Raw genomic sequence first — 12,965 nt, forward strand, 5'->3', positions numbered from 1 at the left:
TCATGCTTCAGGCCGGGACATAATTTCTCTTTCTTCCTGGGTAAGATACTCAAGAACTTCTTCTGTCGGGCCGATTTTAACAATTTTTCCATGACGCATCAATGCTGCACGGTCACATATTTCACGGACAAAGTCCATGTCGTGCGAAACCACGATAAATGTTTCATCCATATCTTCGCGGGCATGCATAATTGAATGTTTCACATCAATCTTTGTTATTGGATCCATTGTACCTGTCGGTTCGTCAAGAAGAATTATTCTTGGTTCACGGATTAATACCTGGGCAAGTGCGACACGGTGTTTTTCACCTTCGCTTAACTGATCAGGAAGACGGTTTAATATTTCGCGACTTTTATCTTCATTGAATCCTGCCATTTTAAGAGTGATTATCGCTTTTCTCATGGCAAGCTCTTTTGGAAATTCAAGGCCTATTGAGTCAGTGAGGTTATCAAGGACATTTCTGTGCGGATAGAGATCATATTCCTGATGTAAAAGGCCAATGTAGCCTTTGGCACGTCCTCTGTTTTGAATGCCTGGCTTTGTCATGTCAACCCATTCTTCACCAATCCGGATATTCATCTCCCCTCCGGTAGGCTCAATAATTCCTGAAATTATTCTTGAGAGGGTGGTTTTTCCTGCACCGCTTGTACCAATTATTCCAAAAATCTCTCTCTCTGATACTTCAAATGTGACGCCGTCAACTGCTTTAATCATTCCCCGGTCGACTGTAATGTACCTTTTTATAACATCCTTTGCGTGAAGAAGCTCATCACCAAGGTCACCTTTTTCAAAAATTTCATCGTCCGCAGCATCTTTCATGAAAGTATCAATTATTTCCTTTGGATCGCCTATTTTTTTGATTTCACCATCTTCAAGGAAAATTGCACGGTTGCATATGTCTTCTATTATCTGGGAAAAATGTGATGAGACAAGCATTGCCATATGATTGCCGATGGAAGACTCATGAAGCATTTCGTGGACGATTTTAGCCGTACGGGGATCAAGTGTTCCGGTTGGTTCGTCTGCGCACAATAAAAACGGCTCTTTTGCGAGTTGTCTTGCAAGAACCACGCGCTGTTTTTCTCCACCTGAGAGATCACGTGCTATATGCATCATACGATGAGACAGTCTTACTTCATCAAGAAGATCTGCTGCCCTTGAAACCTGTTTTTCCGGAGGATAATTAATGTCACTTAATGCATGCATAACATTTTCAATGACGCGGTCATCACCATAGAGTGCAAATGTGCGCTGAAACATCATTGCAGACCGGGTCATGATCCTTCGTTTCATAGATCTGTTTTCTTCAGCCCAGAGATCAACATCCACTTTGACGAGTTCTCCTCCGCATTTTGGGCATTTATCACCGGTTTTGCTCTGTAGATCTATATGACTGCATTTATTGCATGCCGATATGTGAAAAATAATTTTTCCTGAAGTCGGCGGTTCATCAACACCTCTGATAAGGTGCATCAAAACAGTTTTTCCTGCTCCGCTTCTTCCAATGATTCCCAGAATTTCTCCTTCATCAATACTGAAATTTATATTTTTAAGAACCGGAATCCCGTTAAATTCCTTACATAAATTTTCAACCGTGATTAGTGATGCCATAAGACTTGTCCTCGATAACTAAATGTAATGTTTTTTTATTATATAATTCGGTTTTGGAACAATGATCAATTTTTTAATTGTCTAAACAAAATTTTGTGCAGGTAAGTTATTAGCCTTTATATTGTTACAACATCTTGTTTTGAATAAATTTTAATTTATTCTAAAAAATGAGGTTTTTTTTCAAAAAGAAGTGATTTGTCTGATTATATATTATGTCGGGCATATGGCGTTGAATTAAATGAAATTCAATATTTCCCAAAATTAAATTCTTTCTATTATGCCTGTTACTTCAGATACATCCTTTATTATGTAATCCGCTGCATCCACCAGTATCCTTGGTTTTTGTTTCTGCTGCTGTTCTGTTAATATTGCAATGTCAGCAACTTTCATTGCAGCAATGTCATTTACGCCGTCACCGACCATTACAACATTATCATAATGTACCCTTAAATCCTCAACAACCTGCGCTTTTATTGAAGGCGTTGCAACTCCGTGTATGTTTCCGTGTGGAATTCCAAGGTAATCAGCCATTTTCATGAGTTTGTCGGTTCTGTCGCCTGATGCAACGTATGTGGCAACTTCCATCTGCTGAAGTTTTTGAATTGTTGCTCTTGCATTTGAAAATGGCCGCCCGCCGGAAGTGATTGCAAATTCAATTCCTCCCGTGTATTTGTTTACAATGACTCCGCTGTTCATTGCAACTACGGGAAGTTTCTTACAACAGTTCCAGACCATTTTTATACAGGTCTGGAGATCACTGACCTGGGCATTTTTATCTTTGTATAGTAGTGCTGAGACTTCATCTGCTGTTACGATTCCGCATGAACATGCAATCCCAAAAGAAATTTTGTTCTCTTCGAGATATTTAGAAAGGAGTTTTTCATAAGGTGCGTCCACTATATCCTGGGAGTGTGCATATAACAGGATTAATGCTCTCCCTTTTGCAGAGCAGGTAAGGGTTGTTGTTTCCACTCCTTCCACTATTTTGTTATTGGATATATCTCTTGCAACACGATATGTACGAAGAAGAGTGCCTGCACTGTCAAAAACTACTGCAGTTGTCATTGTAATTCTGTTTTGTTGTTGATGTTAATTATTGCATTTATTAGTGCACTGATTCTTTACGAATTAGATCTTTGTCATGACTGAATACTTTAGAATTAGCAAAAAGAATTTCTATTACAGAGATAATTAAGAGACTGAGAATTATGCCTGACGTTATTGCAGAATATTATTATGAACCAAGGGGTGACACATCACCTGAGTTTGCCGCACAGGCAATTGCTGATGAAGAAACCACAGGTACATGGACTGATATTTCAACCAGAATGGAATATGTCCAAAGACTTGACGGCGTGGTTGAGTCGGTTGAGAAAAGTGGTTCAGGTTACATTACCAGAATTCACTATCCTGCGGAAATTTTTGAAGCCGGAAATGTACCTCAGTATCTTTCTGTTGTTGCCGGGAATTTATTTGGTCTGGGGAGACTTGATTCGGTAAGACTTTTGGATGTTGAATTTCCAAAAGAGCTTGTTTCCTTTAAAGGTCCAAAATTTGGAATAGACGGGGTTAGAAAACTCATTGGAACAGATGTTTCCAAAAGACCGCATGTTGGAACAATTATAAAACCAAAAGTTGGTCTGAATCCCAAAGATACGGCAGAAGTGGCTTATCTTGCGGCTGTAGGCGGTGTTGATTTCATAAAGGATGACGAAACACTCACCAATCAAGACTTCTGTCCGATGGAAGAGAGAGTTCAGGAGGTTATGAGCCGTCTTGATGATGCCATGAGTGAGACCGGACGTACGATTCTTTACGCGGCTAATGTATCTGACAGGGCAGATAAAATTGTTGAACGTGCGAAAAAGGCTCTTGAATGCGGGGCAAATGCAATTATGGTTGATGTTATAACCTGTGGTTTTTCAGCTGTTCAGGCACTATCGGAGGATGCTTCAATAAATGTTCCTGTACATGTTCACCGGACTATGCATGCCGCAATGACACGTTACAAAAAGCATGGTATAGCAATGCGCCCTATCGCCCGCCTTGTAAGAATGTCAGGGGGAGATCAGCTGCATACCGGAACTGTAAGTGGAAAAATGGGACATGATCCAGATGAGCTAACAGGAGACAATATGGTCCTTAAGGGAGATTATTTTGGATTGAAACCTGTTTTTCCCGTTGCAAGCGGTGGATTGCATCCGGGAAAAGTACATGCCGAACTTGAAAATCTGGGTACTGATTTGATACTGCAGGCAGGCGGAGGAATTCACGGTCATCCGAAAGGAACAATGGCGGGAGCTGCTGCAATGCGGCAGGCTGTTGATGCATTCATGGAAGGTTTTTCAGCAGAAGAGTATGCAGAAGATCATAGTGAACTCAAACTGGCACTTGAGAAGTGGAAGTAAATTATCCATGTGACTTATATAAAAATATATTAAACAAAAAAATTCATTTTTTTATTGGTATTTAATAACCATTTTTAGAATTAAATATAATATCTATATGTGCTAAAACCTGTTGTCAAATGGGCCGGAGGAAAAAGGCAACTCATAGATGAGATATTTCTTAGAATTCCTGAGAAATGGAATACATATTATGAGCCTTTTATTGGGGGCGGGGCTGTATTTATACATCTCTATAATGAAAATCTGATTCAAAATGCTGTAATTAATGATATTAACCGGGAATTAGTCAATCTCTATTTAACAATTCAGGAAAATCACTGTGATTTATCAATGGAACTAAAATCTGAGGATTTTAAAAATGACAGTGAAGTCTTTTATAATCTCAGGGATGAGTTCAATATGATCCTGGGGGATGAATCCCAAAAAATACGACGGGCTGCCCTTTTTATTTACTTAAACCGTCACTGCTTCAACGGCCTTTGGAGAGAAAACAAATCCGGTTTATTTAATGTGCCGTTTGGGCGGTACAAAAGCCCCAAACTCCCTGATGAAGAGTTTATTCTCTCTTTTGGAAAAATGCTTGAAAGAACCAAAATAAAAAATGAAGGTTTTGAAAGTTCTGTAGCCGGGGCCAAAGAAGGTGATTTTGTATATTTTGATCCTCCTTATATGCCGGTATCAAAAACAGCTGATTTTACTTCATATAGTTCTTCAGGTTTTTGTTATAATGATCAGAAAAGACTCTCTTTATTATTTCGTGAATTATCAGACAATGGTGTAAATGTAATGCTCAGCAATTCCAACAATCCGGAAATTCATCAGCTATATTCAGGCTACAATATTCATGTCGTAGAAGCCCGGCGGAATATAAATAGTAATCCGGATAAAAGGCTTGGTGCAAGTGAGGTCATTGTTACAAATTATTAAATTTTTTTGTAATTCTCTGAATTTTTATTGCATAAATTTTGGTAAAGATCAGGTGCCGGATTTTAATTAAACGATTTAGTCGATAAAAACCTAATTGATATCAGGGCATTTTAAAAATCGAACAAATGCCGCTTCACCCTTCATATTCAGTTGTAAGGCATGTGACCTGCCAATTATGGCAGAATTGTGAAAAAACATTAATAAATTATTGAAAGCCTATTTACTCTCATAAATACAGTAACCAGGGAACAGATCTTTGTTTATATTTTTACAGATATTTCAATATCTTTGGAAAAAGTAGTTACTTAATATTAACATACAATTTAAGGCAGAGGTGTATTTTATAATGGAAATACCATTTGTAAAACTTCAGGGAAACGGAAATGATTTCATACTTATTGATGAGACTAAAGGGAATGTCATCCCTGATGAAATGAAGGGCCAGTTTGCAAAACTCTATTGCGACAGGCGTTTTGGAATTGGCGGTGACGGAGTTCTTTTTATATCTTCCTCAGAAAAAGCAGATATTAAGATGAGGCTTTTTCAGCCTGATGAAAGTGAAGCGGAGATGTGTGGTAACGGAATTCGCTGCCTTGTAAAATATGCTTATGATATGAAATATATCAAAGAGGAATGTTCGGTTGAAACCCTTGCAGGAATCCTTTTGGTAGAGGCCGGCTATCACAGTGAGGATGAATTTTTTGCTGTAATTGACATGGGAAGAGTAAAATATGACCGTCCTGAAATTCCTGCAAAGGGAGAGGGAGAATATATAGAAGAAATTGAAGGTTTTACAGTTTATGCGGTGAATACCGGTGTACCCCATGCCGTTGTATTTGTTGAAAACCTGGATGAATTTGATATTTGCTCAGTTGCTCCAAAAATAAGGTATCATGAGACATTTTTAGAAGGTGCAAATGTCAATTTTGTCAGCGTAACTGGCGACAGTGAGATAAAAATCCGCACATATGAGCGTGGAGTTGAGGATGAAACATTCAGCTGTGGAACAGGCTCCACTGCATCTGCAGTAGTGTCTTTTAAAACCGGAAAAACGGGTGATAAAGTTCTGGTAAATACAGTCGGGGGGCCGCTTACCATTTATATTTCAAAAAGCGGGGCAAAAATGGAAGGTTCTGCTGAAACAGTATTCTCAGGTTTTATACCTTTATAATCCCTTCATTTATTATTTTAAAATCAAAAGACCTGCCTTCCGGTTTTGATCTGTGTTTTTCAAGAATTGCAGTTTTATGCGAATTTTGTTTTTCAAGTCTGACAATTACTTTGGATATGTGCCTGAGGGAAGTACCTCCAAGACCTGTGAGCATCTCATTGTTTATATCCATATAAACCTGATTTGTCACAATAACAGGAATATCATATTTTCTTGCATATCCAAGCAAATGTATTAACTGTTGTCCCAGCCTTCGCTGCCCTTCCCCTGAATTCCCAAGCTCTACTCTGTAAAGTGCAGTTGCTGAATCAAGAATAATCAGACCTATATCATTATCTCTTAGAAGGGTGTCACACTGTGCAATCATAAGTCCTTGTTCAGAAAAATCCAGTGGTTCAAAAAGGAATAATCTCTCTGCAAGATTTTTTGATTCATCACTTCCTGCAATTTGTTCAAATCTTTCTGCTGAAAAGCCTTCACTGTCAATAATAATTGCGCATTTACCGCTTTTTAAAATATTTACAGCACAAAGGGTGCAAATTGTACTTTTACCTGAGCCGGGCTCTCCGTACATCTGAGTTATGACACGCCTTTCGAGGCCCCCTCCGATTAATTCATCAAAATCAGAAGACCCGGTATTTATCTTTGAAAAGTCCATATTTATTTAGCTCCGTTATCAATCTTTTCTGAAGCTATTCTTTCAGCCATTGCAGCTATCTTTTTGATTGGAAGACCTGTTTCTTCTGCACATTTTTTTGCATCTTCATATTCTGCTTTTAAAGTAACAGGTTCTGTTTCGATCCAGCCTATTTTAACATTTATTGCATATATTCTGCCTTTTAATTCCAGTGATACCGTTTCAAAGGTTCTTTTAAGAATAGATCTGTGTATTGAGCGTATGTGCCTAATACCAAGAGTTCCCAGTTCTTCTGATAATATCCTTACAAACATGTCCGCTTCTTCAGGTTTGCAAATCACTCTGATCAGTGATCCGTTTCTTCCCTTTTTCATATTTATCGGGATTGAAGAAGCATCTCTTGCGCCTTCATCCATAAGTCGCTGTATAGTATATGCTATGACTTCCCCTGTTGCATCATCGACATTTGTTTCAAGGATGTCAACTCTGTCAGATAGTTCATTATTTTGCTCTATTATCAGAGTTCTAAGGACATTGGGGGTATTTTGAGGATTCTTTGTTCCTGCACCATATCCTGTTGCAATTATTCTGCCTTCAGGTTCAGTATTGGAATATGTTGAGAATTCAGAGAGAAGTGCAGCACCTGTGGGTGTACAAAGTTCTCCTTCTTCAGGGTCTTTTCCGTAGATCACCTGAAGGCCGCTTTCTTTCAGGATTTCAATTGTTGCGGGTGCAGGAACGGGTATTTTACCATGCTCACTGTTTACAAACCCGCACCCAAGAGCTAACGGTTTTATATATACTGCATCAGGATTAAGTGATAGAAATGCCGTGCATGCCCCTATCACATCTGCGATTGCATCATCGGCCCCGACTTCATGAAAATGAGTCATTTTTGTGCCGTGAACATTAATCTCTCCTGTATTTATTCTTCCAAAAACACGCTTTGCCATCAGTACTGCTTCTTTTGGGGCAATGCATGTGTCAATAATATTATTTACTTCATCAAGTGTCCTGTGTGCCTTGCCTGCATTGGTTTCGACTTTTACTGCCGAAATACCACATCTTTCAACATTTTTAAAATCCGGTTTTGATACGACAGAGCTCATTGCTTTTTCGACAGAATCTTTATCGGCACCAAGATCCAGCAGTGCACCGATAATCATATCGCCTGCTGCACCATGAAAAGGATCAAAGAGGAGAATTTTCATAAGTAACAAGTACATATAAGCGAGAGCATATATGAGTGTTAAGGTGGACTTATGATTTGTCTAAAAGTAGATAGTGCATATCCCGAGGATCAGGGCGGAGGCAGGGCAAGGCTTGATCCTGAGACCATGCTTCATCTCCATTTATCTCCCGGAGATCTGGTCTATATTGACGGCAAAAAGAGGACAGTAGCAAAAGTCTGGAGAATGCTTGTCAATGACTGGAATCAGGAAAAAGTACGTATTGATAATTATATCAGGTTAAATGCCGAGGTTAGCATCGGAGACAAGGTAGACATTTCTCCTGTAAAAGATGTTGTCGCAGCTGAGCATGTAATACTGGCACCGCCTGAAGATCTTCCAAAACAGCTTCCTATAAATTATAACAGCGCGGTTTCAAGACTGATTGACTTCCCTGTTGTAAAAGGTGATAGTGTGCCTGTTTCTGCCGGGCTGCCATTCATGCAGCCGCAGAGTGTTGCTTTTAAAGTTGTTCACATTGAACCTGAAAATGCTGTAATTATTAACAAGGATACTGATATTGAGTTTTCTGATAAACCGGCAGCAGGATTTGAGGGCTTAAAAATGATATCCTATGAGGATATCGGTGGTCTGAAAGGCGAGCTCCAGAATGTCAGGGAGACAATTGAGCTTCCTATGCGTCATCCCGAGCTTTTTAGAAAACTTGGAATTGACCCTCCCAAAGGAGTTCTTTTGTACGGGCCCCCTGGTACCGGAAAAACTCTTATAGCCAAGGCTGTTGCAAATGAAAGCGGTGCACATTTTATCTCTATTGCAGGTCCTGAGGTTATATCAAAGTATTACGGTGAGAGTGAGCAGCGTTTAAGGGAAATTTTCGATGAAGCTGAAGAGAATGCTCCTGCGATAATTTTTATTGATGAACTTGACTCAATTGCACCAAAACGTGAAGATGTAACCGGTGAAGTCGAAAGAAGGGTTGTAGCCCAGCTTCTGACAATGATGGACGGTCTTGAGGAAAGAGGACAGGTAGTTGTAATTGGCGCTACCAACCGTCTTGATGCAATTGATCAGGCTCTTCGCCGTCCCGGCAGATTTGACCGGGAGATCGAGATTGGTGCCCCGAGTGAGGAAGACAGAATTGAAATTCTAAGGATCCATACTCGTGGAATGCCGATAGAGGGTGAAAACCGTCTTATCTTAAAGAGAAATGAATTCAATTGTTCATCAGGAACTGAAAAGATCACTCTTGAAAAAGAGCTCAAGCAGATTGATGATGAAGTGCACAGAGTTCGTGAGAAGATGCTGGAGGAATTTGGCTCAAAGACGAATGGATTTGTAGGTGCTGATCTCGCTGCACTGGCGCGTGAAGCTGCAATGAGGGCACTTAGAAGATATCTTCCAATTATTGATCTTGAGACGGATGAAGTTCCTCAGGAAATACTTGAATCAATGGAGATTAAATTAAGTGATTTCCGTGATGCATTCCGTGAAATAAATCCAAGTGCCATGCGTGAAGTGTTTTTGGAAGTATCGCATATTACATGGGGCGATGTTGGAGGATTAAAGGAAGAGAAAGAAGAAGTCAGAGAAGCTGTTGAGTATCCCCTTATACACCGTGACAGGTTTGAGAACTTAGGTATTGAACCTCCAAAGGGAGTTCTTCTATACGGACCTCCCGGAACCGGAAAAACACTGATTGCAAAAGCGGTTGCTAATGAAAGCGGAGCAAATTTCATACCTGTAAGAGGTCCCCAGCTTCTTTCAAAATGGGTTGGTGAAAGTGAGCGTGCTGTTCGTGAAATTTTCCGGAAAGCCCGCCAGGTGTCTCCTTCAATAATTTTCTTTGATGAACTTGATGCGCTTGCGCCTGCCAGAGGAAGTTCTGACACTCATGTAATTGAGAGCGTTGTAAACCAGATTCTGACTGAATTTGACGGACTTGAAGATATGACAGGGGTTGTTGTGATGGGTGCGACAAACCGTCCGGATATGATAGATCCTGCGCTCCTTCGTGCAGGGAGGTTTGACAGACTTGTGTATGTTGGTGAACCGGACGAAATATCCCGGAAAAAGATTCTTCAGATTCATTCCAGACATATGCCGATTGAAGGATCAGTCATTGAAGAATTAATTGATTTTACAAAATTGTTTGATGAAAGTGCATTTGAAAATGCTTTTGAAGAGATTGGAAAAAAGAAGGATATCTCGATAAACAGAACAATAAACGCAGATGAGCTAAAATCCCGCTTTGGAATTGTTGAAAAGGAAACGGGATCGGTGATTTCCGCCCTGCGTAGAAGAAAACTGATAGTATCAGGGCTTCAGGAAAATGCTCTTTATATAAATGACCCAAAAAGAGACGAGCTTATTGATAAACTGGCAAAGAAAACTGCTGGTTATGTAGGATCAGATCTTGAGCTTTTGTGCCGTGAAGCGGCAATGTTTGCTATGCGTGATGGTTCTGCCTCGATTTCAGAAGTACATTTCAATAAAGCTCTTAAAAAAGTTCATCCAATGATGAATGAAAGGCTGAGGGAGCAGTATTCAAGAATAAAACAGCATTTCAAAGGCGGACTCCCTGCTCAGGTTCAGCCTGTTGAATACCAATAATAATTTTTTAGTATTTATCCTGAGCAGTATTTTCTTATTTTGGATAATAATTTTATTTCTGATTGCAGTTTTTCTTTTTGTGTAAAAACTTATCACAATTATTATGCTGTAATGGACAAAAAAATACATTGAAGATCTGTAATTCGTATATGATGCAGATAAATACGGAGGATAAAAATATTGTCAAACTGTACAACATTTCTCGATAATAACTCTAAAATATACAATAAGGATGCATTGATCTTTCCATCGGAAAACAGGATTTATACATATGCGGGTATTCTTGATACTGTAAACCGTTATGCAAATATTCTGTCATCTTACGGGGTAAAAAAAGGTGACCGGGTATGCATCTATCTTCCTGCAATACCTGAATATCTATTGTTTTACTTTGCAATATGGAGAATAGGAGCTATATCAGTTCCATTAAATATTGTGTTAAAAGAGTCAGAGGTTTCTTACATGCTTAAAGACTCTGATTCATGTGCAATAATAACTGACACTAACTCCGGAGATGTTGCAGAAAGGGCATCAGCGGAAATATCATCTGATATTTTGGTTCTAACAATTGGAAACAATGAATGGAATGATATCGTTTCTTCAGCCTCTAATGAATTCAGGGCAGTTTATTGTGATTCAGATGATCTATGCCAGCTTCAGTACACGTCCGGCACTACCGGGAAGCAAAAAGGGGCAATGCTTACTCATGGAAACTGGATTGCTGCAATGGATGCGGAAAAAGAGCTTTTGGGTTTTAATTCTGAAGATATTTACCTTGGAATCTATCCGATGGCCCATGTTGGTGTTTCATGGGGTATTTCGGCTCTTAAGTCCGGTGCAACATGGATAATTCTGGAGAGATTTGAACTTGAAAAATACATCTCTTATATTGCTGAATATAAGGCAACCGTTGTTGCAGCAATGCCTCCTGTCATACATTCATTGTTGAAAACATCTCCCGGTACTGAATCTGTTTTTGCTTGTGTAAGAGAGATGATAAGCGGGGGAGGTCCTCTTCACCCAAGTATCTGGAAAGAATTTTACAGTCGTTTTGGTGTTCCTGTCGTAAATGCATACGGATTATCAGAAACAATTGTTGTAGGAACAGGCACTGCAATCAGACCATGTGACTATGAAAGAGCTGATGAATTTCGAAGTGTTGGCAGACCTGTCGGGTATTCTGAGGTAAAAATTGTTGATGTAAATGATGCTTTGGAAGAACTGTCCGTTGGAGAGATTGGGGAGATTGCCCTTCGCGGTCCGGCAGTTGCAAAAGGCTACTGGAAAATGGAAGAAGAAACCAGAAGTGTCTTTTTGCCTGAAGGATGGTTTTTAACAGGAGATATTGGATATATTGATGATAGTGGCATGGTTGCAATAACAGATCGCAAAAAAGACATGATTGTAATGTCAGGCTGGAAAATTTATCCGACCGAGGTTGAAAAAGCAATGATAGAACACCCTGATATTGATGATATTGCAATTTTCGGCTGTCCTGACTCACACAGAGGTGAAATCCCTGTTGCAGCGGTTGTTCTAAGGACTGGCAAAAAACCTGATAAGGAGGCATTGAAAAATTTTGCAAAGGAAAGACTTGCAGGCTACAAAGTCCCGAGAGAATATATTTTTGTAGATATTCTTCCCCGTGTAAACCAGTGGAAACTTCTGCGTCGTCAACTAAGGGATGATTATTGCAGAGATTGTAATTAAACACTTTTTTATAAAAAAATCCTTTAATTTACGGATATCTATTTATTTGAATAAATCTCATTTATTAACCAGATGGTAGCAGAAATCGAAGTGATAACTTCCATTGGTGATCATAAGAGATCTACAGGAGTTGTCGGTCTTGATTTTCAACTGGGAGGAGGCATTCCAAAAGGAAAAACAGTAATAATATACGGCGACGCTCTCTCAGGTTGTGATCGCTTTGCCCACCAGTTCTGGCTTGCTGATAAATCAGGTGAAAGTACATATTTTATGATTGATGGAAAGTGCGAAGAGGGAATGATTCCGGCCGGTGATTTATCAATAGAAGAGATACAGTCCGGGATGAAAGGAAACTGGGTTGTGGTGGATTCACTGTCTTCAATTATTGAAAAATATGGCATTAAAGAAGCAGTTTCCATTTTAACAAAAGGATCTGAGGCCATACTAAATTCCGGCGGAAATATTATGATGACATTGTACAGGGGTATTCATTCTCCGCAGGATGAAACAAAAATAATGCGTTCTGCGGATATTTTTATATCACTCACAGATTTGATGCACGGAAGTGAGATCGAAAGAACTCTTGCAATAAATAAAATACCGGGTGAAGATGTACCGAGAAGGGCATACCCGTATAATATAATGGCAGACGGAATTGAACTTTCAACAACAGCAAGGGTCGTTTGAATTCTTAAAAAAAT

10 protein-coding genes are annotated in these 12,965 nt (G+C 39.4%); 6 read left to right on the forward strand and 4 right to left on the reverse strand.

Annotated elements, in window-relative coordinates; all coding sequences use genetic code 11:
• Positions 1-1,611 carry a methyl coenzyme M reductase system, component A2 gene (atwA, locus tag F1737_RS02910; RefSeq protein WP_317137285.1) on the reverse strand — a complete coding sequence of 537 codons (1,611 nt, stop codon included), beginning with the start codon at positions 1,609-1,611 and terminating at the stop codon, positions 1-3.
• A gap of 261 nt (positions 1,612-1,872) precedes the next feature.
• Positions 1,873-2,676: an HAD family hydrolase gene (locus F1737_RS02915; RefSeq protein WP_317137286.1), complete on the reverse strand. Its 804-nt coding sequence runs from the start codon at positions 2,674-2,676 to the stop codon at positions 1,873-1,875.
• A 143-nt stretch (positions 2,677-2,819) separates the two neighbouring features.
• Here F1737_RS02915 and F1737_RS02920 point away from each other — a divergent pair, with 143 nt between their 5' ends.
• From F1737_RS02920 to dapF, 3 genes are all read left to right on the forward strand, one after another.
• Positions 2,820-4,019, forward strand: coding sequence for a RuBisCO large subunit C-terminal-like domain-containing protein (locus tag F1737_RS02920; protein ID WP_317137287.1), 1,200 nt, complete (start codon positions 2,820-2,822; stop codon positions 4,017-4,019).
• A gap of 99 nt (positions 4,020-4,118) precedes the next feature.
• Positions 4,119-4,946, forward strand: coding sequence for a DNA adenine methylase (locus F1737_RS02925; RefSeq protein ID WP_317137288.1), 828 nt, complete (start codon positions 4,119-4,121; stop codon positions 4,944-4,946).
• 346 nt (positions 4,947-5,292) lie between these two features.
• Positions 5,293-6,117, forward strand: coding sequence for a diaminopimelate epimerase (gene dapF / locus F1737_RS02930; RefSeq protein WP_317137289.1), 825 nt, complete (start codon positions 5,293-5,295; stop codon positions 6,115-6,117).
• On the opposite strand, the gene radB is transcribed toward dapF, so the two are convergent.
• Together radB and larC are read right to left on the reverse strand one after the other, a co-directional pair.
• Complete coding sequence (gene radB / locus F1737_RS02935) at positions 6,104-6,775, reverse strand: DNA repair and recombination protein RadB (RefSeq protein ID WP_317137290.1); 672 nt, start codon at positions 6,773-6,775, stop codon at positions 6,104-6,106. The two genes, dapF and radB, sit on opposite strands and share 14 nt — an antisense overlap.
• A gap of 2 nt (positions 6,776-6,777) precedes the next feature.
• On the reverse strand, positions 6,778-7,965 hold the full coding sequence (gene larC / locus F1737_RS02940; RefSeq protein WP_317137291.1) for a nickel pincer cofactor biosynthesis protein LarC: 1,188 nt from the start codon (positions 7,963-7,965) through the stop codon (positions 6,778-6,780).
• 51 nt (positions 7,966-8,016) lie between these two features.
• On the opposite strand from larC, the gene F1737_RS02945 reads away from it, so the two are divergent.
• From F1737_RS02945 to F1737_RS02955, 3 genes are all read left to right on the forward strand, one after another.
• Positions 8,017-10,554, forward strand: a complete 2,538-nt coding sequence (locus tag F1737_RS02945; RefSeq protein WP_317137292.1) for a CDC48 family AAA ATPase — start codon at positions 8,017-8,019, stop codon at positions 10,552-10,554.
• Positions 10,555-10,734: 180 nt separating this feature from the next.
• Entirely contained in the window at positions 10,735-12,264 is a 1,530-nt protein-coding gene (locus F1737_RS02950) for a class I adenylate-forming enzyme family protein (protein ID WP_317137293.1), read from the forward strand.
• Between the two features lie 72 nt (positions 12,265-12,336).
• Positions 12,337-12,951: an RAD55 family ATPase gene (locus tag F1737_RS02955; protein ID WP_317137294.1), complete on the forward strand. Its 615-nt coding sequence runs from the start codon at positions 12,337-12,339 to the stop codon at positions 12,949-12,951.
• Positions 12,952-12,965 lie beyond the last annotated feature (14 nt).

It is taken from the genome of Methanoplanus sp. FWC-SCC4 (assembly GCF_032878975.1).
GTDB lineage: Archaea > Halobacteriota > Methanomicrobia > Methanomicrobiales > Methanomicrobiaceae > Methanochimaera > Methanochimaera problematica.